The sequence below is a fragment of the Streptomyces sp. NPDC044044 genome (assembly GCF_056434405.1).
The window spans coordinates 14,076-34,632 of sequence record NZ_JBWKFG010000012.1; the positions used below are offsets into that span (position 1 = coordinate 14,076).

Sequence of the window (20,557 nt, forward strand, 5' to 3'; positions counted from 1 at the left end):
CGAACATGCGTGGGGGCCGGTCCGGAGGTTGTTGCTCCGGGTCGGCCCCTTTGTTCTGAGTGCCGTGTGTCGCCGCGTCAGGCGGCGGTCATGATCTCGTCCGTGCCCAGTGGCCGGTGCGGAGCGATGATCTGGCCGTCCGGCAGCAGTTCACCGGTGTCCTCGAAGAGCAGGACGCCGTTGCACAGCAGGCTCCATCCCTGCTCCGGGTGGCTCGCCGTGAGGAGCGCGGCTTCCCGGTCGGCGGAGTCGGCGGTCGGGCACGGTGGTTGGTGCTGGCACATGGAAGGGTTCTTTCGCTGCGATGTGATGGCTGTGACGTCTGCCTTGCGGCTCGATGCGGTGTTCATGGCCGCCCCCCGTTTAGTCGGTCCGGTCCCAGTGTTGCCCTACGGCAGTCAATCCGCAGGGATTTGGCTGCAGCGCTCCTTACTGCTTAATGACGTATCACCCGCCCGGACGGTTCAGCCCAACTGCACTGTCTCTTCGGGTGGTTCGGGGTGGTCATACCGGGCTAGTCCGTATGGGCATCCGTGCGTGCGTCTGTACGGGCGCCGGACGCGCCGAGCCCCGCGGCCGGGAACGGCGGCGGGGCACGTGAACGTACGGCGAGGTCAGACGGGTGAGCCGAGCAGCGGCGCCGGGGCCATGCGGTGGGTGAGGACCTTCAGGAGATCCGCGGCGCGGTGCGGGCGGTGCGCCGCGATGCCGGGAGGCGCGGGCGCCAGGGGCACGAGGATGTCGGAGGGCGCGAGGTGACCGCCCGCGCCGTCCGCCGTGCAGTCGCCGTGCAGCCAAAGTGTCAGCATGTAGAGCTCGGGTACGGACAAGAGGCGGGGCTGGTAGGGCATCGGCATCGCCTCGGCGTGGCGCAGGGCGCGCTCGGTGGACGCGATGTAGGGGCCCTCGAAGAAGTGGGAGAAGGCCCATCCGTCAGGTGTCAGCATCGTGTCCGCGGCGGCGACGGCTCGCTCGCCGGAGCGGATCAGGAAGCGCCACCCGGCGAGCCGGGTGGGCGATGTGCCCGACGGGGTGATCCGGTCAAGTACATGGACGGGCAAAGGGAGTTCGGGGCTCGTCGGTCCCTGTGCGGCGCGCAGGGACGGGGTGCGGGCTTCGCGTACGGCGGTGGGTGAACCGAGTGCCGCGAGGACGCTGCGCAGGGCGGGCGCGGGAGCCGGGGGGACTTGCAGCGGCATGATGGGTCGCCTCTCTCATTCGACAGGCACGGTGGAACGAGGACAGGTGCGGACGTCGCTGTCTGCTCCGAAGTCAGAGGGGGCGGGGGCAGGGGACCGCGAGCGCCAACTCTCTGCCTCGTTCGCGGAGTTTATACGACACGTGTTCAGGCTTTGTTTCGTCTAACCGCACCAGATATTGCCTGCAAGGCGTTATCCGGTCGCCATTTTGCGGGCTTCATCCCGATTCCGGATGGGCCCGGACGTTTGACCTCGGTACCCTTCTCGGGAGCGGTCGGCCGATTCTCATCGGTGTTTTTCACCAGGGTGCGGTGCGAGGATTCCCCGACGTCCGTTCATGCCTGGTGAATGTGCCGCACGGATCGTGCGTCGAGCGTACTGGGCCGGAGGCATGTGCGGGGCGTTATCGATCACATTGCAGGGCATCATCCTGGGCATCATCCACCGAGACACAGCGGCCGGATCATTGGCTGCCCATCCGAGGAGGGGACGCTTCGATGGGGGAGAAGGTCGTAGCAGGAACGTTTGACCTGGCTGAGCGGAGCCAGTACCGGAGCAAGCTCAGCCAGTGTCTCGCGGGGCTGCGGAGGCTGTTGGACGAGGAGCGGTTCGACCGGCCCAAGAACCTGATGGGTGTGGAGATAGAGCTGAATCTCGCGGGCCCCGACGGCATGCCGAGAATGCTGAATGCGGAAGTACTCGAACGCATCGCGAGTCGCGACTTCCAGACGGAACTCGGAATGTTCAATCTTGAAGTCAATATCGCACCGCATCGATTGGGCGGACGCGTTCTCGACCGACTCGCCGAGGAGCTGCGCACCGGCCTCGCCTATGCCCACCGCAAAGCGAACGAGGTGAACGCGGGCATCGTGATGATCGGCATTCTGCCGACGCTCGCGCACCACGACCTGGTCTCGGGAAACCTCTCCGACGTCGACCGCTACGCGCTGCTCAACGACCAGATCGTGGCCGCGCGCGGCGAGGACTTCGTCCTGGACATCCAGGGCGTGGAGCGGCTGACCTGCACGTCGGGGTCGATCGCGCCCGAAGCGGCGTGCACATCCGTGCAGTTGCACCTCCAGGTCACGCCGGGCAGATTCGCCGACGTGTGGAACGCGGCGCAGGCCGTCGCCGCCGCGCAGATCGCCGTCGGCGCCAACGCGCCGTTCCTGTTCGGGCGCGAGCTGTGGCGCGAGTCGCGGCCACCGCTGTTCCTGCAGTCCACCGACACCCGGCCGCCCGAACTCCAGGCACAGGGCGTGCGACCGCGGACCTGGTTCGGTGAGCGCTGGATCAGCGACGCGTACGAGCTCTTCGAGGAGAACCTGCGCTACTTTCCCGCGCTGCTTCCCCTCATGGACGACGAGAACCCGCTGGAGGTGCTCGACGACGGCCGGGTGCCGCAGCTCGGCGAACTCGTCCTGCACAACGGCACCGTGTACCGCTGGAACCGCCCCGTTTACGGCATCGCCGACGGTGTCCCGCACCTGCGCGTGGAGAACCGCGTCCTGCCCGCGGGCCCCACCGTCACCGACGTCATCGCCAACGCGGCCTTCTACTACGGCGTCGTACGCGCCCTGGCGGAGGAGCCGAGGCCCGTGTGGACCCGGCTGCCCTTCGAGGCCGCGGCCGCCAACTTCGACACCGCGTGCCGCGACGGCATCGAGGCCCGGCTGCAGTGGCCGCGGCGCGGCCGGTACGGAGGGGTCGTCGAGGTGCCCGCGGTCGCTCTCGTGCGCGACGAGCTGCTGCCGCTCGCCGCGGCGGGGCTCGACGCGTGGGGAGTCGAGCCCGCCGACCGGGACTTCTATCTCGGCGTCATCGAGGAGCGGTGCAGGCGGCGGGTGAACGGGGCGTCCTGGCAGGCGGCGACGTACCACCAGGCCCTGGAGACAGGCCTCGAACGCGAGGACGCGCTCGCCGCGACCACCCGGCGCTATGCCGAGCTGATGCACGCGGGGGACCCGGTGCACACCTGGCCGGTGGGGCTGCCCGAACCGGCGGTGCTCAGCTGAGGCACACAGGGGGCGGGCGGGCTCAGCCGTGGCTGCCCGCCTCCATGATGGCCTTGAGGATGACCGCGTGGATCTGGGCCGGGTCGTCGACCTGGTGACCTGATCCGCCGGTCGCCTCCGCGATCTGCACGACCTCCTCCTTGTCCGCGTTCGGGCCGACCGCGATCGCGATGAGCGGTACCGGGCGCTTGGGGTCGGAGAGGTTCTCCAGCTGCGAGACGAGGTTGCTGCGCGAGAGGGATCCGGGGTCCTGGTTGGCACCGTCCGTGAGCACCACGAGCGCGTTGAACTTGCCCTTCGCGTACGTGGACGTGGCTTCCTTGTACGCCGCCAGCGTGGTGTCGTACAGGCCGGTCGCGCCGCCCGGGATGGGCGCCAGGTCGTTGAAGGCCTCCGAGACCTTGTCCCGCTGGGTGCCGCCGCCCTTGCGGTCGCCGAGGCGTTCGGTCGGCACGAGCTTGCGGTAGTCACGCTTGCCGTCCAGGAGCGTGGCGAACTCCCAGAGGCCGATCTCGTCCTCGTCGGTGAACCCCGCGAGCGCCTGCAGGAGCGAGGACTTGGTGACCTCCATCCGGGTCTGACCCCGGCCCGGCACGAACTCGCCCATGGAGTCCGAGACGTCGACCACCGTGCTGATCCTGGCGCTCTGGACGGTGATCGTCCACATGCCGAGCGTCTCCTGGAGCTCCTTCTCGGAGGGAGGTTCGCTCGGATCGTCGGAGTACGGCTGGGGGGTGCGGCCGCCGGCCGCCGTGACGAGTTTCTCGGAGGGGTCGTCGGAGCCGGTCCTGAAGCCGTGTTTCTCCAGGATCGCGCGTCCCTCGTTGTCGCTGAACAGGGTCATGAAGCGCAGGGCGGCCCGGCTCTGGTCCGTGGACAGCTCGTCCTCCTGGACCAGCGTGTACGGGTAGTCGAGGCGCGGCGAGCCGTCCTTCGGATAGAACATGTCCAGGCTGTTCTCCTCGCCCGCCGAGGCGTTGTGCTCGAACGCGGCCTGCTCGGAGAGGATCAGTGCCTGATTGCGGCGCGGGTTGCCCTGCTCCGTGCCGGAGGAGTCGCGGGCCAGGGTGTCCAGGAGCTGGCTGTCGCTGTCGGACGTGCGCGCGGACAGGGCCTTGGCCATCCCGGCGGCCTGGGTGTCGCCGTCCTTGCCGCCCGACTTCTTCGCCGACGTGCTCAGCTTGGCGAGCGCCAGCAGGCCGGTCGCGCTGCGGGCGGGATCGGCGGCGCCGAGCCGCAGCTTGTCGCCCTTCATCGCCGCGCCGGTCAACTCCGGCCAGTTGTACGTCTTCTCGGGCCAGCCCAGGCCTTCGGCCGCGGAAGGGACCATGGCCATGCCAACCGGGGACGAGGCTATGTTCCCCGCGGGCGACACCTTGGTCTGCTTGCCGCCCAGGCCGACGCGCTGGAGCCAGAGTGCGGAGTCCGGTACCCACACGTCGTAGCCGGGATCGCCCTTGCCCGTGCGCAGCTGGTCGGCGACCTTGTACGAATCGCGGGCGGTGACCCGCACGTCGATGCACGATCCGTCGGAGGAGACCTCCTTCTCGCGCGCGTCGTCGGCGGCCGTGCGCAGGGCGGGGGCGATGGCGGGGGCGGCCACGACGTCCACGCGCACCGCGTCGTCGCTGCACGAACCGCCGAAGTTGAGCAGGTCGCTGCGGACGGCGACCGCCGTGCCGGCGGCGACCGTCAGGACGAGTGCCGTCGCGATGGCCACCGTGCGGCCGCGGGTGCGTGGCCGTGGGTCGGGTGCGTCCGTCCCGTACTCATCGGGCAAGCTGTGACGTCCCATGGCGGTGGTGCCCCTCCTTGAGCGATGAAGCAAGGAAAGAGGGGGTGGCATGACCGCAATCGGCGTCCGTCCCCCTCGGCCTGTCGCGCACGATCTTCGCAACTACATTCGAGACCCTAGCGGGGCGGAGATGGGGATGAGGCGGGATTACTCAACTGGAGGCGGAGTGCAAGCGGAGTCCGGGCCGTTGGCCGGTTCTTTTCGGGGCGAGGGGCCATCGCGACGGATCCTCCGGGACGAGACACTGCTCGTCCTGGCGCTCTCACTGGGCGCGAGCGGTGTGTCCGCGCTGATCAGCTTTGTCGGATCGGTCACCAAACCGGGTGGTCTGAAGGACCAGGCGGCGACCATGAACGCGTCGGCCGCTCCGGGGCGGCCATGGCTTGATCTCGCGTGGCAATTGTTCGGAATCACGACGGCGCTGGTGCCGGTGGCGCTGGTCGCGCACTTCCTGATCAGGGAGGGCGCCGGGCTGCGCACGATCGGCTTCGACCGGAGCAGGCCCTGGCCGGACCTGGGCCGCGGGGCGGCGGTCGCGGCGGTGATCGGCAGCACCGGGATCGCCTTCTACCTGGCGGCGCGGGGGCTCGGGTTCAACCTGACGGTGGTGCCGGAGGACCTGCCCGACGTGTGGTGGAAGTACCCGGTGCTCGTGCTGTCCGCGGTGCAGAACGCGGTGCTCGAGGAAGTGATCGTCGTCGGCTATCTGCTGCGCAGGTTCGGGCAGTTGGGGTGGACGCCGATGGCCGCGCTGGTCGGGAGCTCGGTGCTGCGCGGCTCGTACCACCTCTACCAGGGCATCGGCGGGTTCATCGGGAACATGGCGATGGGGGTGGTCTTCGTGCTCCTGTACCGGCGATGGGGGAGGGTCGGGCCGCTTGTGGTGGCCCATTCGCTGCTGGACATCGGTGCGTTCGTCGGATACGCGCTGCTCGCGGGGAAGGTGGGCTGGCTGCCCACGCCTTAGGCGGCGGGCAGGAGGGTGGTTCCTGGCGTGGGTGTGGGGACGTACGACCCAGTCGTACGTCCCCACACCCACGCCAGGCGCGTCCGGTGCGTCCAGCGCGTCAGGCGTGGAGCTCGCCCTCGATGACGGTGACGGCACGGCCCGTCAGGAGCGTGCGGTCGCCGCGCAGTTCGGTGCGGACGAGGCCGCTGCGGGCCGAGGCCTGCAGGCCGGTGAGCTCCGCGCGGCCGAGGCGCTGGGACCAGAAGGGGGCCAGGGCCGTGTGCGCGCTGCCGGTCACCGGGTCCTCGTCGATGCCGACGTTGGGGAAGAAGCACCGGGAGACGAAGTCGTAGCCGCGGGTGGGGTCTTCGGCGGGTGCGGTGGCGATGATGCCGCGCTCGGAGTACTGGGCGAGGGCCTTGTGGTCCGGGGTGAGGGTGCGCACCGTCTTCTCGTCCGCGAGCTCGACCAGCAGGTCGCCGAGGCTCGCTCCGGCGTCGAACACCGCGAGCGGCTCGGCGCCGAGCGCCTGCGCCGCGCCGTCGGGAATCTCGGCCGGGGTGAGCGGGGCGGTCGGGAAGTCCATGGTGACGGTGCCGTCGGCGCGCGCCGACGTGGTCAGTACGCCGCTGCGGGTGGCGAACCGTACGGGGCCTTGGGCGGTGCCGGTGACCTGCAGGACGTGGGCGGTGGCGAGCGTGGCGTGGCCGCAGAGGTCGACCTCGGTGGCGGGAGTGAACCACCGCAGAGTCCAGTCGGCTTCGCCGTCCGCGGGGAGGGGGTGGGCGAAGGCGGTCTCGGCGTGGTTGACCTCCGCGGCCACGTTCTGGAGCCAGGCGTCCTCGGGGAAGGCGTCGAGGAGGAGGACGCCTGCGGGATTGCCCTCGAAGGGGCGGTCGGTGAAGGCGTCGACGATGCGGATGCGGTGAGAAGTCGGCATGTCGATGACGCTAGCGGGCCGATGTGAGGGCGGGACAAGGCCAATCGGGGGTTGGTGGCCCGTCCCCGGGTATCGCTGCCGTGCAGTCGACCGGCCCGCCGCACAGCCCTCTGCACTCCGCTCTCCCCGGCGCAACCCCCCTGACCTGCGGCTCTGCCCACCTTCCCGGGGAGCCTTGTCATCCGAACAGTTCCGATATATCGTTGACGCATCGCGACAGATCAACGATGGCGCGATAGATCACCTGCTAATACAACATCAAGCACACTGAGGAGTGATTGCCATGCGTTCCCACGGTTACGAACACGAGCACGGACGCGGAAAGTGCGGCCCCGGACACGAGGGTCGCGGCGGCTTCGAGGGGCGGCGCGCCGCGTTCGGTCCCTTTGGGCCCGGCTTCGGCGGTCCCGGTGGGCCCGGTGGCCCCTGGGGCGGACGAGGCGGCAGGGGCGGTCCGCGAGGCAGGGCACGGCGCGGCGACGTACGCGCGTCGATCCTGGCCCTCCTGAAGGACCGGCCGATGCACGGCTACGAGATGATCCAGGAGATCGCCGAGCGCAGCGGCGGGGCATGGAAGCCCAGCCCCGGTTCGGTGTACCCGACCCTCCAGCTCCTGGAGGACGAGGGCCTGATCAGCAGCGCGAGCGAGGGCGGCAAGAAGCTCTTCTCGCTCACCGAGGCCGGCGTCACCGCGGCCGAGGAAGGTCCCGACGCGCCTTGGGAAGAGGCCGGGCGCGGGGTCGACTGGGAGACGCTGAACGAGATCCGGCAGGCCGGCTTCGGCCTGATGGAGGCGTTCGGCCAGGTCTGGAAGACCGGCAGCAAGGACCAGCGCGAGAAGGCCCTCACGGTCATCAACGACGCCCGCAAGAAGCTGTACCTGATCCTCGCCGATGAGGACTGAGGTGGTGGGGGTCGACGACCCCCAACGCCATTGAGGCGCCCCGCACTTTCGTGTGGGGCGCCTCTTTGCGTTCGTGTGAAGGGCCGGGGCTCGTGAAGGTGGGAACTCGTGAAGGCGGGAGCTCAGGTCACCAGGCCTGCCAGCTTCCGCAGCGACTCGTCCAGCGCCGCCGTCGCCGAGTCCTTCAGCTTGCCCGCCATCAGGGAGACCGCCGCGCCCGTGAACTCCCCGTCTATGCGTACCTTCGTCGCGCCCCCGTCGGGGGCGAGCGTGTATCGAGTGCCGACCGTGACACCCATCGGGCCCTTGCCCTTGATGGCCAGGGTGCGCTCGCTCTCCAGGTCCTCGATCGTCCAGTTGACCTCGGCGGGGAAGCCCATCAGCTTCATGTTCTCCGCGAACGTGCCGCCCACCTCCAGCGTGGTGGGGCCGCCCTTCGGGAAATTGGTGTGCGTGGCGTTCCACTCGCCGTACGAGGAGAAGTCGGTGAGTTGGGCCCAGACCTTCTCGGCGGGCGCCTCGATCCGTGCTTCCGCGCTGACTTCGGCCATGCGACGACCCCTTCTCGTTGGGCGCTGCGGCGGGGCGCAGCTGCGGTGTCGCGGAACGTAGCCGCACGCCCCGGAACATTCAATACTGATGAACCGTCAGATATTGTGGACACTCCGCCCGAGCCGCCCCGTACGGGGTCGGGTACTGTTGCCCTCCCCGCGACGGACGCGGGCAGAGAGACCCGGGAGGTGAGACCCATCACCGCAGCAGCAGGTAGGGCGCTCCCCCTTCGCGACCGCGCGGTTCACCCGGCATAGGTGACCGAGGGAGCCCCACAGGCATCCCGAAAGGTTCCACTTCTCATGTCGGTTTCACCTTCGTCACCCGCGTCATCGCCCATAGAACCCCTCACCCCTTCCGCCGTCGTCACCAGGCTGCGCGCCGCCGGCTGCGTCTTCGCCGAGGACGAGGCGGAGTTGCTTCTCGCCACTGCGCGTGACCACGCCGAGCTCGCCGCCATGGTGGAGCGGCGCGTCGCGGGCCGTCCGCTCGAACACGTCCTGGGGTGGGCGGAGTTCCGCGGTCTGCGGATCGCCGTGGACGCCGGGGTCTTCGTGCCCCGGCGGCGCACCGAGTTCCTCGTGCGGGAGGCCGCCGCCCTCGCCGGGCCCGGGGCCGTCGTCGTCGACCTGTGCTGCGGCTCGGGTGCGCTGGGGGCCGCGCTCGGCGCCGCCGTCGACCGGGTCGAGCTGCACGCCGCCGACATCGACCCCGCGGCCGTGCGGTGCGCCCGGCGCAACGTCGCCGACGTGGGGGGACGGGTGTACGAGGGCGACCTCTACGCGCCGCTGCCCGGTGCCCTCCGGGGCCGGGTCGACGTACTCCTCGCGAACGTCCCCTACGTACCCACCGAAGAGGTCGGACTCCTGCCGCCGGAAGCCCGCATCCACGAGGCCCGCGTGGCGCTCGACGGCGGAGCGGACGGCCTCGACGTCCTGCGGCGGGTGACCGCGGACGCGGGGCGCTGGCTGGCGCCCGGCGGCCGGCTGCTGTTCGAGACGAGCGAGCGGCAGGTGCCGTACGCGCTCGAAGCGGTCACCGACGGCGGGCTCGTGGCGCGGTCGGTGAGCGACGAGGAGCTGTACGCGACGGTCGTCGTCGGGACGCGGCCCGCATAGATCTCCTGCGCGGCTCGCTCGGCCGGGGGTCAGCCGACCTTGCGTATGACCGCCGCGTCGAACAGGTCGCACGCCCTGGGGAAGGGACCCTCGTCGTGGCAGTGCCAGGCCTCCCAGAACAGGTCGGCGGGCAGCGCGTCATCGGGTGCGTACACCCGATACACGTACTGCCTGCCGTCGATCGCCGGCAGCGCGACCATCCAGCACCCGCACTCCATGCCTGAAAGACGAGTGACCGGTGCGCCACGGTTGCGTTCCCGGCGCGAATCAAGGCGGCGCGCGCCCCTGGGGGAACAAGGGTGGGATCTCATCCGTAAGGAGGAGAAGCCACACATGCGTACCCAACCTGTGTCGGACGCGAAGATGCTTCCCACCGCCGATGACGCCTCCTTCGGGGGCTGATGGGGTGGGAGATGTGCAAAGCCGTACCCCGCAGGGCGCCGAGCCCGGCCCGACCCGAGCAGACATCGACTCCCGGCTCAGCGCCACGCTGGCCTCGGTGGTGGCCGGCGCGCGCCGGCGTGCCGTACGGGACGGGGACCGGCAGATCGACACCGCGCATCTGCTGCACTCGCTCCTGGAGACCGACCCCGACGTGCGGGCCGCCTTCGACGACGGGGACCAGGTGGTGCGGCTCCTCGGCTATCTCGTCCAGCGCAGCATCGGCTACGGCCTGCAGTGGCAGGGGACGGTCGAGGACTCCGGAGCGGTGCCGCTGGTGCGCCAGGGCGGCTCCGCGTCCGTGAAGGAGACCGGCTGGTCGCCGTCCGCGTCCGCGGCCATGGAGGCGGCCATCGGGCGGGCCGACCGGCGCGGCGAACCGCGTGCGCTCGGCATCGACCTCCTGGTGGCGCTCGTCGCCGATCCGGACTGCCGCGCGGTCGAGGTCCTCGGCCGGGCCGGAGCCGACGCGCAGGTGATCCTGCGGCGGGTCGAGAGCGATCCGTACGCCGGGACGTATGTCGATCCGTACGCCGATCCGTACCCCGATCCGTACGCCGGGACGTCCGCCGATTGAGACAGGGTCTATCGGGGGTGACGCTCATGACACGTCCTGCCATGATGTGCCGGTGCAAGCGTCTCAGGGGAAACAGACAGGCTCGATGCCGAGCCAGGGGAGAGGCGTCGGCCTGGGGCTCGCCCTGGGGTCGGCGGTCGCCTTCGGCGGCTCGGGTGTCGCGGCCAAGCCGCTGATCGAGGCGGGCCTCGACCCGCTGCACGTGGTGTGGCTGCGGGTGGCGGGCGCCGCCCTGGTGATGCTGCCGGTCGCCTGGCGCCACCGCGGGCTGCTGCTCCGCAGGCCCGCGCTCCTGCTCGGCTTCGGCCTGCTGGCCGTGGCCGGCGTCCAGGCCTGCTACTTCGCGGCGATCTCCCGTATCCCCGTGGGTGTCGCGCTCCTGGTCGAATACCTCGCCCCCGCGCTCGTCCTCGGCTGGGTGCGCTTCGTGCAGCGGCGGCCCGTGACGCGGGCGGCCGCGGTGGGCGTGGTGCTCGCGGTCGGCGGGCTCGCCTGTGTCGTCGAGGCGTGGGCCGGGCTGAGCTTCGACGCCGTGGGGCTGCTCCTCGCGCTGGGCGCCGCGTGCTGCCAGGTCGGCTACTTCGTCCTGTCCGACCAGGGCAGCGACGCGGGCGACGACGCCCCTGATCCGCTCGGCGTCATCGCGTTCGGGCTCCTGATCGGCACCGCGGTCCTCACTGTCGTGGCGCGCCCCTGGGGCATGGACTGGTCGGTGCTCGCGGGAAGCGCGGACATGGACGGCTCGGCCGTGCCCGCGTGGGCGCTGGTCGGCTGGATCGTGATCGTCGCGACCGTCGTGGCGTATGTGACCGGGGTGCTCGCGGTGCGCCGGCTCTCGCCCCAGGTGGCAGGGGTCGTGGCCTGTCTGGAAGCGGTCATCGCGACCGTGCTCGCCTGGGTCATGCTGGGCGAACACCTGTCGGCGCCGCAGATCATCGGGGGCGCCGTGGTGCTCGCGGGGGCGTTCATCGCGCAGTCGTCCACGCCCTCCAAACCTCCTGAGGGGCCCGCCGCGGGCGGGGCGCCGGAGCCGAAGGAACGGTTGTCGCCGACCGGCACCGCCGCCTAAGGTGTTGATCATGCATTCACGCGCGCTCGTTCTTCCGCCTCCCGCCGCCTAGGCGCGGGCACCTCCTGGATCACACCCGGCCGGTGGCCGGGTGGGACGACGCTGCCCGCAGACGGAGCCAAGGACCTCTCTTTTCCTTTCTGCGGAGAATTCACGTGTCGCATGTGTCGACTGCTGCCTCCGGCCTGTCCGTCGGGCGAGGCCTCTTCTATCTGATCGTCGCCGGTACGGCCTGGGGCACCGCGGGTGCCGCCGCCGCGCTCGTCTTCAAGGCCAGTGACATGGGGCCGGTCAGCCTGTCCTTCTGGCGCTGCGCGGGCGGCTTCGTGCTGCTCTACGCCGTCCGTATGGTGCGGTCGCGCCGACGGTCCGCGTACGTCGCCGAGAGCGCGCCGCTGCGGCGCAGGCTGCCCCGGATCGTGGCGACCGGCGTGGCCCTCGCCGTGTTCCAGACCGCCTACTTCGCGGCCGTCGAGTCGACCGGGCTCGCGGTCGGCACGGTGGTCACGATGGGCGCCGGGCCCGTACTCATCGCGCTCGGGGCGCGGTTCACCATGGCGGAGCGGCTCGGGGGCGGCGGCGTCGTGGCCGTGGCCGGGGCGCTCGCCGGGCTCGTGGTGCTCGTCCTGGGCGGCGGGGGCGCGAGCGTGCGTCCGGTGGGCGTCGGGTGGGGGCTGCTCTCGGCCGCCGCCTACGCCGCGATGACGCTGCTCACGCGGTGGTGGGGCCGGGACGGCGGCGCCGACTCGTCCGACACGACCGTCTGGTCGTTCGCCGTGGTGTCCGTCTGCCTGCTGCCGCTGGCCGCGGTGGAGGGGCTCGTCCCGCACACGGCCGACCCGGCGCGGATGGGCCTCTACCTGCTCTACATCGTCGTGATCCCGACGGCGGTCGCCTACGCCCTGTACTTCGCGGGCGCCGCCGTCATCCGGTCGGCGACCGTCTCCGTGATCACGCTCCTGGAGCCGCTGAGCGCCGCGGTCATCGCGGTCGTGCTGCTCGGCGAGGAGCTGACCGTGTCGACGGTGCTCGGCACCCTGCTGATGCTGGCCGCGGTGACGGGCCTCGCGGTCGCCGAGACGGTCGCTGCGCGGCGGGGGAGGGTTCTCGCGGGACAGGGTTGGAGTGGCCGTGCCCCGCGTGTGTTGTCCTGAACCGCGCGCCCGTGGGGGCTGGGCGCGCAGTTCCCCGCGCCCCTGACGGGGCGCTCAGCGGCGGCGCAGCTGGTGAGCCTGCGCCGCCGCGTCACGCGGGCCGTCGCGTTCCGCGAGACCTGCCGCGATCCGGTCCTGGATGTCCTGTGGCTTGTTGCCCGCGTACTTGAACTTCGCCCGTACGCCGGTCACTTCGAGGCACAGGACACGGATGCCGGAGAGCAGGCGGCCGAAGGGGTCTTCGCCCGCCACGGCCGGGTCCGTGCCTCCCTCCGGCTGGAAGTGGGCGACCTGGCGGTTGAGGAGTTCGGCCTTGACCTGCGGTGAGTCCACGACGCGGGCGGTGCAGCGGAGCTGGACGGCGGCGTACAAGCTGGTCGGCACCCCGTGCTCGGCAGGGGTGCCCGCGGGGGCCTTCCAGGGGCCCGGTACGTACACGTAGTCGTCGACCACGCTCAGCAGCACTTCGGGATCGGCTTCCAGCGCGGGCCACAGCGGGTTGGGGCGCGCCAGGTGCGTGATTACCCGGCCCTGCGGGCCGTGGTCGGCCTCGTACACGAAGTGCGCGGGCTGGACGTGCGGGGGCTCTCCGGGCAGGCCGTTCACGGCGAGCTGCCCGAAGTCGTGGCCGGCGAGCCACTGTTGCCACTCGGCGTCGGAGCGCGGGGCGTCCCAGGGGTGGATCAGCATCACAGCTCGCTGAGGTAGTCGGGGACGGCGATGCCGGGGTCGAGATCGGCCGACGGGATGAGGGCGCCGTAGCCGTTGCGCACCGGGACGACGCCGGACCAGTACGGGAGGTCGAGGTCCTCGGCGTCGTCGGTCGGGGCGCCGGTACGCATCTTGGCGGAGACCGCGGCGAGGTCGAGGCTGAGCACGGCGGTGGCCGCGAGCTCCTTGGCGTTCGCGGGGCGGGAGTCGGTGGAGCGGCCCGGCACGACGTGGTCGACGAGCGCGTCGAGGGCGGTGCGCTTCTCCTCGGGGTCCGTGACCTGGTGGGCGGTGCCGTGGATCACCACGGACCGGTAGTTGAGCGAGTGGTGGAAGGCCGACCTGGCCAGGACGAGGCCGTCGACGTGGGTGACGGTCACACAGACCGCGAGCCCCGGGTCCTCCTCCTGCTGCCGGGCGCCGCCCGCCATCCGCAGCGGCCGGGAGCCCGTCGAACCGTGCACGTACAGGCGCTCGCCCACCCGGCCGTACAGCGTCGGCAGGACGACGGGGGTGCCGTCACGCACGAAGCCGAGGTGGCAGACGTAGGCCTCGTCGAGTATCGCGTGCACCAATTCCTGGTCGTACGCGGCGCGGTCCCGGCCGCGGGTGGGGACGGTGAGTTCGGTCGGCGCGTACGAGGCGGTGTCGGTGGCGGTCTCGACGCCGGCCTCGATGCCGGACTCGGATACGACGCTCATTGCCTTCTCCATTGCACTAGTGCATAATCTGTTTTGTGCTAGGAGAGTATCGGATCGAAGGCCGGCGCGCAGCTGAGATCGCTGCCAGCGTGGAGCGTGCGGTGGGTGGCGGAGACCTGGAACCCGGGCAACTGCTCCCGCCGATGCGTGAGTTGGCGCAGCGGCTCGGGGTGAATCCCAATACGGTGGCCGCCGCCTATCGCACGCTGCGCGAACGCGGCGTCATCGAGACGGCTGGGCGGCGCGGCAGCCGCGTACGTCCCAAGCCAGCGACGACGGTGCGCGAGCTGATCCGCGTGGACGTGCCCGCCGGAGTGCGCGACGTGTCGAACGGCAATCCGGACACGGCGCTGCTCCCGCCGCTCGCCGAGGTGTTCGCGGCCGCCGCCGCGGAGGGCGACCGGAACCCCGTGCTGTACGGGCAGGAGGCCGTGCACCCTGATCTGACCCGCCACGCGCGCGTGGCCCTCGACGAGGACGGCGTGCCGGACGGTCCCGTCGCCGTCACCTCCGGGTCCCTCGACGCCATCGAGCGCGTGCTCGCGGCGCATCTCAAGCCCGGCGACGCGGTGGCCGTCGAGGACCCGGGCTGGGGGAGCCTGCTCGATCTGATGCCGGTGCTCGGGCTGCGTACGGTCCCGGTGGGCGTCGACGACGACGGGCCGCTGCCCGCCGACGTGGAGGACGCGCTGCGCGGCGGCGTCCGGGCGCTCATCGTCACCGACCGCGCCCAGAACCCGACGGGCGCCGCGATCAGTGCTCCACGCGCGCGTGCCCTGCGAAAAGTGCTCTCCGTGCACAAGGACGTGCTGCTCATCGAGGACGACCACGGCCACGCCATCGTCGACCTGCCGCTGCACCCCCTGGCGGGCGTGACCCGAAGCTGGGCCTTCGTCCGCTCCACGGCCAAGGCGTACGGCCCTGACCTGCGCCTCGCCCTGCTCACCGGGGACGCGGTCACCGTCGATCGCGTACAGGGACGCCAGCGGCTCGGCCCCGGGTGGGTGAGCCATCTGTCGCAGCGCGCCGTGGTGCGGCTGTGGACGGACGGGGCGGTGGACCCGGCCGAGGTGGCGGCGTCCTACGGTCGGCGCCGTGACGCCCTGATCGCCGCGCTCGCCGCGCGGGGCGTCACGGCGCACGGGCGCAGCGGCATGAACGTGTGGGTGCCCGTGCCGGACGAGACGGGTGCGGTCTCCAGGCTGCTGCACGCGGGGTGGGCCGTCGCGCCCGGGGCGCGGTTCCGTATGAGTGCGCGGCCCGGGGTGCGGATCACAGTGTCGACGCTCGGGGACGGTGACATCGAAGCGGTGGCGGACGCCGTCGCCTCCGCCACCGGGCCCGCTCCCGCGCGGCGTTATGAGTGAGCGGGCTTCCGTGAGCGATCACGCGGCCTGGACTGGGTGAGCGCCGCGCCCGCCAGGACGATCACCGCGCCGACCGGCGTCGACCAGCTCAGGGACTCGCCGAGCACGGCGACGCCCGCGGCGGTGGCGATGACCGGGACGAAGTACGTGACCATCTGCGCCGTCGTCGGCCCGACCTCGGCGACGAGGCCGTACTGGATCAGGAAGGCGACCCCGGTGCCGACGGCACCCAGTGCCACGATCGCGAGGAGCGGCGCGACGGGGAAGTGCGTGGGCAGGGACGTGAACAGCGGGGTCACCACGGCCAGTTCGACGGTCGCGACAAGGAGCTGGGCGCCGGTCAGGGAGAGGTTCGAGTGGGAGGAACCGGCCAGGGTCCGGCGCACGTAGATCCAGCCGATGGGGTAGCAGAGCGAGGCGAGCAGTGCCATCGCCGTACCGCCGAAGTCCAGGCCGCTGAAGCCCTGCCAGGCGCCGAGGACCGTGAGCACTCCCAGGAACCCGATGCCGAGCCCCGCGACCCTGCGCCGTGTCGGACGGTCCTCGGAGAGCGCGACCAGGGAGAGCGCCATGCCCCACAGGGGCGACGTCGCGTTGCAGATGCCGGCGAGCGTGGACGGGATCGTCAGCTCCGCGTACGCGAACAGCGAGAACGGCAGGGCGTTGAGCAGCAGCGCCGAGACCGCGAGATGCCCCCACGTGCGTGCCCCGCGCGGCAGCCGCTCGCGCTTCGTCACGAGGACGGCCGCGACGACCGCGGTGCCGAACACCAGCCGTCCCAAGGTGACTTGGAAGGGTGCGTAGCCCTCGGTGCCGACCTTGATCAGCAGGAAGCTGAAGCCCCAGATCAGCGAGAGGATGCCGAAGCGGAGGCGCCAGCCGAGGGCGCGGCTCTTCGGATCCGCGGGGGAGGGAGGGGCGGAGGGGGCGGCTAGGGAGCCGGACGGGGTGGTGGTGGCGCTCATGTACGTCACCTTGAAGCAGCCGACCTCGTAGAACAAGCGAAATAAACTGCCTGGTATCCCGTAGCATCGCTTACATGTTGAACCTGGAGCGCCTGCGCACGCTCGACGCACTGGCCCGGCACGGCTCGGTCAGCGGCGCCGCGGCGGGACTGCACGTCACGACGTCGGCCGTCTCCCAGCAGATGACCAAGCTGGAGCGCGAGGTGGGCCAGCAGCTCCTGGCCAAGAACGGCCGCGGGGTGCGCCTCACCGACGCCGGACGGCTGCTCGCCGAGCATGCCGCGCGCATCCTCTCCCAGGTGGAGCTCGCCAGGGCCGACCTGGAGGAACAGCGCGGCAAGGCCGTCGGTGAGCTGCGCATCGCCGCGTTCCCCACGGCGATGCGCGGCCTGCTGCCCACCACGCTCGCCGCGCTGAGTGCCGGACATCCCGGCCTGCGTGTCCGCTCCCAGGAGCTGGAGCCCCAGCCCGCGGTGGCCGCCGTGGTGCGCGGCGACATCGACATGGCGGTGGTGCTCGACTGGTACAACAAGCCGTTGCCGATGCCCGAGGGCCTGGTCAAGGCAGCCCTCCTGGACGACCCCACCGACGTCGCCATGCCCGCGGGGCACCCCCTTGCCGACCGCGACGAGGTGGACCTGGAGGAGTTCGCGGACGACGAGTGGATCACCTGGGCGGAGGGCGAGTTCTGCCATGAGTGGCTGATGTTCACGCTGCGCGCCAAGGGCATCGAGCCCCGGATCGCCCACCGCGCTGAGGAGCACCACACCCAGCTCGCGCTGGTGGCCGCGGGTCTCGGCGTGTGCGTGGCGCCCCAGTTGGGGCGCGATCCGATGCCTGCCGGGGTCAGGACGGTCCCGGTGCGGCACCGGGTGCGCCGCCAGGTGTACGTGGTGTGGCGCGCGGACGCGGACCGCCGGCCGTCGATCAGGGCCGCTGTGGAGGCGCTCAAGGGGGCGGGGGCGGCTCTGGGCCGGTGATCAGGGGCGGGCCTGCAGCTCGGCCAGTTTCCGGAAGTCCCAGGACGCGATCGCGTCGGGCGTGAGCCGGATCCAGGCGTGCTTCCCGTCGTACGGCATCGTGTCCATCCCGAAGTACTTCTGGGCGAACAGCCGCTCAGGGGCGTCCAGTTCGGGGCATGGCTCGCCCACGCGCGGTGACTCGGCGACGAAGACCGCCGTCCCGGACAGCTCCACGCCCCGCAGCTCCCCGTACTCCACGCCCGCGTCGATCACCACGGCGATCCGCTGGTCGCCCCGCAGGTCCGCCCAGCGCTTGCTGCGGGTGATCGAGAACAGCCACAAGGACGTGCCGTCCCAGGCGAACCAGAGCGCGCTGACGTGCGGGGCGCCGTCCGCGGACACGGTGGCGACCCGGCAGGTGCGCTCCTCGGCGAGGAACGCGTCGAGCTCGCCCGGCGACATCATGATCCTGCGGCCCCTGCGCTGTGTGACGGCCATCGGTCCTCCCGCGGCAAAGGGAAAAGGTGGGCGCACGAAGAGAACTGACTGGTCGTCAGTTTCGTACGTCAGGAAAGCATGCGGTCTCTTCCGCCGTGGCGCAATGGCCGCTAGCCTCCGCGCATCCCGGGCGCCGGTCGCCTCGGCAGTCCCGGATGACCTGGACGACCCGGACAGGGGGAGCCATGCCGTCGTACGAACAGCTCAGGGAACTCCTCGATCCCGCCACCACCGTACTGATGACCGTCGAGTGCCAGCAGGGCGTGGTGGGGACGGAGAGCGCACTGCCCGAACTCGCCGACCAGGCGCGCACGTCGGGCTGCCTCGCCAATGTCGCGCGGCTCGTCTCCGCCGCCCACCAGGCAGGCGTCCAGGTCCTGCACGCCGTCGCCGAACGGCGGCCCGACGGGCGGGGCGCCAACCACAACGCGCGCCTCTTCCGTGCCGCCGGGCGGCTGCCCGTGCAGCAGCTGTCCGGGACCAAGGCCGTACGGATCGCGCCGCCCATCGAGGTGACCGACGAGGACTTCGTCGTACGGCGGCTGCACGGGCTCTCGCCCCTCGCGGGAACGGACGTCGATCCGCTGCTGCGCAATCTGGGGTGCCGCACCCTCCTGGTGACCGGTGTGTCGGCGAACGTGGCGATACCGAACGCCGTCTTCGACGCCGTGAACCTCGGCTACACCGCCGTCGTGGCGGCGGACGCCATCGCGGGAGTCCCCTCCGACTATGCACCCGCGATGATCCGCAACACGCTCGCCCTGGTGGCCACCATCGCCACCACCGAGGACATCCTCGGCAGCTGGAAGCGTCCTAGGCCAGTGTGATCGAGTCCCCGTCCACGCGGATCTCGGCGGCGGGCAGTGGTTTCGTCGCCGGGGACGCCTTCACGCTCCCGTCCGCGATGGCGAACTTGCTTCCGTGACAAGGGCAGTTGATGGTGCCGCCCTGCACGCTCGTCACCGGACACTGTTTATGGGTGCAGCGGTTCGAGAAGGCCTTGAACTCGCCCTCCGTCGGCTGGGTCACGACCACCCCCTCCTCCTTGAAGATCTTGCCGCCGCCCACCGGGATCTCCGAGGTCTTGGCGAGCACGGCCCCGGCGGCGCCCTCGGGCTTCTCGGCTTTGTCGGGCGCCTTGTCCGCGGCCGGATCGGAGTCGTACGAGTCGTCGCTCTCCCCGCAGGCGGCGAGCGCGGCGGCCAGGCTGACGACACCCGCCGCCGCGACGACGGAACGGCGGGAGGGCGCGGGCAGAGGTTCCTTCGAAAGGGTCATGTCCGGTGGTACGAGACCGCGCACCGTCGTGTTCAAACGCTCAAGCACTTCTTGCGCGAGCCGAGTTCGGACCGGCACTAACCTGGGGCAATGCTCACCGAAGTCACCGCGGTCCGGTACGCGACGCCCCTGCGGGAGGGCGGATCGCTCCCCGGCCTCGTCGAAGCCGTCGACGGCCGGGGAACGTACGCGCCGTACGTCATGAAGTTCACCGGGGCCGGACAGGGCCGCAAAACGCTCGTCGCCGAGGTGATCTGCGGGCAGCTGGCCCGCGGCCTCGGGCTGCGGGTGCCGGGCCTCACGGGGATCACGCTCGACCCGGTGCTCGGCCTCGGCGAGCCCGATCAGCAGGTGCAGGCGCTGCTCAAGTCGAGCGGCGGTCTCAACCTCGGGATGGAGTACCTCTCGGGCGCGCTCGGCTTCGACGCGCTCGCCCACGACGTCGATCCGGCCGAGGCGGGCCGCGTCGTGTGGTTCGACGCGCTCATCAACAACGTGGACCGCTCCTGGCGCAACCCGAACATGCTCGTGGTCGGCGGCGACCTGTGGCTCATCGACCACGGCGCGAGCATGATCTGGCACCACAACTGGCGCACCGCCGAGACCGCGGCCGCCAAGCCGTACGACGCGTCCGACCACGCCCTCGCCCCCTTCGGCCCCGACGTCGCCACGGCCGCCGCCGAGCTCGCCCCGCTGGTGACCGAGGAGCTGCTCGCCGAGGCCGCCGCCGATGTGCCCGACGTGTGGCTCGTGGACGAGCCGGGCTTCGACGACCCCGACGCCGTGCGCCGCGCCTATGTGTCGGCGCTGCTGCCGCGGGCCAAGACCATCCACGAACGGATCCAGCTGCCCGAGCCGCAGCGGAAGGGTGCCGACCAGTGACCGAGCAGCCGTTGCCTGCCCAGGCGATCCAGCGTGACGTCTTCGAGTACGCCCTGGTGCGCGTCGTGCCGCGCGTGGAGCGCGGGGAGCAGTTCAACGCGGGGGTGGTTGTCTACTGCCGGGCCAAGTCCTTCGTGGCCGCCCGTACGCATCTCGACGAGGGCAAGCTGCGGGCCCTGGACCCGGAAGCCGACCCCGAGGGCGTCAAGGCCGCGCTCGGCGCCGTCGAGAGGATCTGCTCGGGGGGCGAAGGTGCAGGTCAGGCCGAGCGCGACGATGCCGGGCGGCGATTTCGGTGGCTGATCGCGCCGCGCTCGACCGTCGTGCAGCCGGGGCCGGTGCACACGGGTCTCACGGCGGATCCTGCCGCAGAGGTGGACCGACTCCTCGACCTCCTGGTGAGGTGAAGAATCACAGCTCCCGGTGTGCCGTTGACACCGGGTGCCAGGGCTTCTAGCGTCTCGTTCAGCTGAAGGTACT

At 71.1% G+C, this 20,557-nt stretch carries 23 protein-coding genes; 12 read left to right on the forward strand and 11 right to left on the reverse strand.

Translation table 11 applies throughout. The features are described 5' to 3' along the window. Positions 1-77 precede the first annotated feature (77 nt). On the reverse strand, positions 78-284 hold the full coding sequence (locus AC07AG_RS37405; protein ID WP_323178639.1) for a DUF5999 family protein: 207 nt from the start codon (positions 282-284) through the stop codon (positions 78-80). A gap of 330 nt (positions 285-614) precedes the next feature. Continuing rightward, the gene (locus AC07AG_RS37410; protein WP_478761061.1) at positions 615-1,199 is read right to left on the reverse strand and encodes a hypothetical protein; all 585 of its coding nucleotides are present in this window, start codon (positions 1,197-1,199) and stop codon (positions 615-617) included. 497 nt (positions 1,200-1,696) lie between these two features. On the opposite strand from AC07AG_RS37410, the gene AC07AG_RS37415 reads away from it, so the two are divergent. Next, entirely contained in the window at positions 1,697-3,214 is a 1,518-nt protein-coding gene (locus tag AC07AG_RS37415; protein WP_478761062.1) for a glutamate-cysteine ligase family protein, read from the forward strand. A 22-nt stretch (positions 3,215-3,236) separates the two neighbouring features. On the opposite strand, the gene AC07AG_RS37420 is transcribed toward AC07AG_RS37415, so the two are convergent. Beyond that, on the reverse strand, positions 3,237-5,009 hold the full coding sequence (locus tag AC07AG_RS37420; RefSeq protein ID WP_478761064.1) for a substrate-binding and VWA domain-containing protein: 1,773 nt from the start codon (positions 5,007-5,009) through the stop codon (positions 3,237-3,239). Between the two features lie 166 nt (positions 5,010-5,175). Between AC07AG_RS37420 and AC07AG_RS37425 the strand changes: the two genes are divergently transcribed. Continuing rightward, positions 5,176-5,976, forward strand: a complete 801-nt coding sequence (locus tag AC07AG_RS37425; protein WP_478761065.1) for a CPBP family intramembrane glutamic endopeptidase — start codon at positions 5,176-5,178, stop codon at positions 5,974-5,976. Between the two features lie 100 nt (positions 5,977-6,076). Here AC07AG_RS37425 and AC07AG_RS37430 read toward each other — a convergent pair whose 3' ends face one another. Beyond that, the gene (locus AC07AG_RS37430) at positions 6,077-6,898 is read right to left on the reverse strand and encodes a PhzF family phenazine biosynthesis protein (RefSeq protein WP_478761067.1); all 822 of its coding nucleotides are present in this window, start codon (positions 6,896-6,898) and stop codon (positions 6,077-6,079) included. A gap of 283 nt (positions 6,899-7,181) precedes the next feature. Here AC07AG_RS37430 and AC07AG_RS37435 point away from each other — a divergent pair, with 283 nt between their 5' ends. After that, complete coding sequence (locus AC07AG_RS37435; protein WP_478761069.1) at positions 7,182-7,802, forward strand: PadR family transcriptional regulator; 621 nt, start codon at positions 7,182-7,184, stop codon at positions 7,800-7,802. A 122-nt stretch (positions 7,803-7,924) separates the two neighbouring features. Here AC07AG_RS37435 and AC07AG_RS37440 read toward each other — a convergent pair whose 3' ends face one another. Continuing rightward, on the reverse strand, positions 7,925-8,353 hold the full coding sequence (locus AC07AG_RS37440; RefSeq protein ID WP_478761071.1) for a type II toxin-antitoxin system Rv0910 family toxin: 429 nt from the start codon (positions 8,351-8,353) through the stop codon (positions 7,925-7,927). 303 nt (positions 8,354-8,656) lie between these two features. On the opposite strand from AC07AG_RS37440, the gene AC07AG_RS37445 reads away from it, so the two are divergent. After that, positions 8,657-9,472, forward strand: coding sequence for a putative protein N(5)-glutamine methyltransferase (locus AC07AG_RS37445; RefSeq protein ID WP_478761072.1), 816 nt, complete (start codon positions 8,657-8,659; stop codon positions 9,470-9,472). Between the two features lie 29 nt (positions 9,473-9,501). Here AC07AG_RS37445 and AC07AG_RS37450 read toward each other — a convergent pair whose 3' ends face one another. Then, on the reverse strand, positions 9,502-9,690 hold the full coding sequence (locus AC07AG_RS37450) for a hypothetical protein (protein ID WP_478761074.1): 189 nt from the start codon (positions 9,688-9,690) through the stop codon (positions 9,502-9,504). A gap of 197 nt (positions 9,691-9,887) precedes the next feature. Here AC07AG_RS37450 and AC07AG_RS37455 point away from each other — a divergent pair, with 197 nt between their 5' ends. The 3 genes from AC07AG_RS37455 to AC07AG_RS37465 all read left to right on the forward strand — a co-directional run bounded on the left by AC07AG_RS37455 (position 9,888) and on the right by AC07AG_RS37465 (position 12,713). Further along, positions 9,888-10,490: a peptidase gene (locus tag AC07AG_RS37455; RefSeq protein WP_478761076.1), complete on the forward strand. Its 603-nt coding sequence runs from the start codon at positions 9,888-9,890 to the stop codon at positions 10,488-10,490. Between the two features lie 85 nt (positions 10,491-10,575). Continuing rightward, entirely contained in the window at positions 10,576-11,559 is a 984-nt protein-coding gene (locus AC07AG_RS37460) for an EamA family transporter (RefSeq protein WP_478761077.1), read from the forward strand. A gap of 164 nt (positions 11,560-11,723) precedes the next feature. Further along, the gene (locus tag AC07AG_RS37465) at positions 11,724-12,713 is read left to right on the forward strand and encodes a DMT family transporter (RefSeq protein WP_478761079.1); all 990 of its coding nucleotides are present in this window, start codon (positions 11,724-11,726) and stop codon (positions 12,711-12,713) included. Between the two features lie 54 nt (positions 12,714-12,767). Here the strand turns inward: AC07AG_RS37465 and AC07AG_RS37470 are convergent, their stop codons facing one another. Both AC07AG_RS37470 and AC07AG_RS37475 read right to left on the reverse strand, forming a co-directional pair. Further along, a complete protein-coding gene (locus AC07AG_RS37470; protein ID WP_478761080.1) occupies positions 12,768-13,403 on the reverse strand; it encodes an FMN-binding negative transcriptional regulator in 636 nt (211 codons plus the stop codon). Next, a complete protein-coding gene (locus AC07AG_RS37475; protein ID WP_478761082.1) occupies positions 13,403-14,125 on the reverse strand; it encodes a pyridoxamine 5'-phosphate oxidase family protein in 723 nt (240 codons plus the stop codon). Before AC07AG_RS37475 ends, AC07AG_RS37470 begins: the two co-directional genes overlap by 1 nt. Positions 14,126-14,160: 35 nt before the next feature. Between AC07AG_RS37475 and AC07AG_RS37480 the strand changes: the two genes are divergently transcribed. Further along, the gene (locus AC07AG_RS37480) at positions 14,161-15,492 is read left to right on the forward strand and encodes an aminotransferase class I/II-fold pyridoxal phosphate-dependent enzyme (RefSeq protein WP_478761083.1); all 1,332 of its coding nucleotides are present in this window, start codon (positions 14,161-14,163) and stop codon (positions 15,490-15,492) included. Here AC07AG_RS37480 and AC07AG_RS37485 read toward each other — a convergent pair. Then, a complete protein-coding gene (locus AC07AG_RS37485; protein WP_478761084.1) occupies positions 15,483-16,457 on the reverse strand; it encodes a DMT family transporter in 975 nt (324 codons plus the stop codon). The genes AC07AG_RS37480 and AC07AG_RS37485 overlap by 10 nt on opposite strands. 74 nt (positions 16,458-16,531) lie before the next feature. On the opposite strand from AC07AG_RS37485, the gene AC07AG_RS37490 reads away from it, so the two are divergent. Continuing rightward, complete coding sequence (locus tag AC07AG_RS37490) at positions 16,532-17,437, forward strand: LysR family transcriptional regulator (RefSeq protein WP_478761086.1); 906 nt, start codon at positions 16,532-16,534, stop codon at positions 17,435-17,437. On the opposite strand, the gene AC07AG_RS37495 is transcribed toward AC07AG_RS37490, so the two are convergent. Then, complete coding sequence (locus AC07AG_RS37495) at positions 17,438-17,917, reverse strand: pyridoxamine 5'-phosphate oxidase family protein (RefSeq protein WP_478761087.1); 480 nt, start codon at positions 17,915-17,917, stop codon at positions 17,438-17,440. It abuts the gene before it with no gap. Between the two features lie 185 nt (positions 17,918-18,102). On the opposite strand from AC07AG_RS37495, the gene AC07AG_RS37500 reads away from it, so the two are divergent. After that, the gene (locus AC07AG_RS37500; protein ID WP_478761089.1) at positions 18,103-18,744 is read left to right on the forward strand and encodes a cysteine hydrolase family protein; all 642 of its coding nucleotides are present in this window, start codon (positions 18,103-18,105) and stop codon (positions 18,742-18,744) included. Here AC07AG_RS37500 and AC07AG_RS37505 read toward each other — a convergent pair. Next, positions 18,731-19,195 (reverse strand): Rieske (2Fe-2S) protein, encoded by a 465-nt coding sequence (locus tag AC07AG_RS37505; protein ID WP_478761091.1) that lies wholly within the window; start codon positions 19,193-19,195, stop codon positions 18,731-18,733. The genes AC07AG_RS37500 and AC07AG_RS37505 overlap by 14 nt on opposite strands. 90 nt (positions 19,196-19,285) lie before the next feature. On the opposite strand from AC07AG_RS37505, the gene AC07AG_RS37510 reads away from it, so the two are divergent. Further along, on the forward strand, positions 19,286-20,077 hold the full coding sequence (locus AC07AG_RS37510) for a HipA family kinase (RefSeq protein ID WP_478761092.1): 792 nt from the start codon (positions 19,286-19,288) through the stop codon (positions 20,075-20,077). Beyond that, positions 20,074-20,484: a DUF3037 domain-containing protein gene (locus tag AC07AG_RS37515; protein WP_478761093.1), complete on the forward strand. Its 411-nt coding sequence runs from the start codon at positions 20,074-20,076 to the stop codon at positions 20,482-20,484. The genes AC07AG_RS37510 and AC07AG_RS37515 overlap by 4 nt, the downstream gene beginning before the upstream one ends. Positions 20,485-20,557 lie beyond the last annotated feature (73 nt).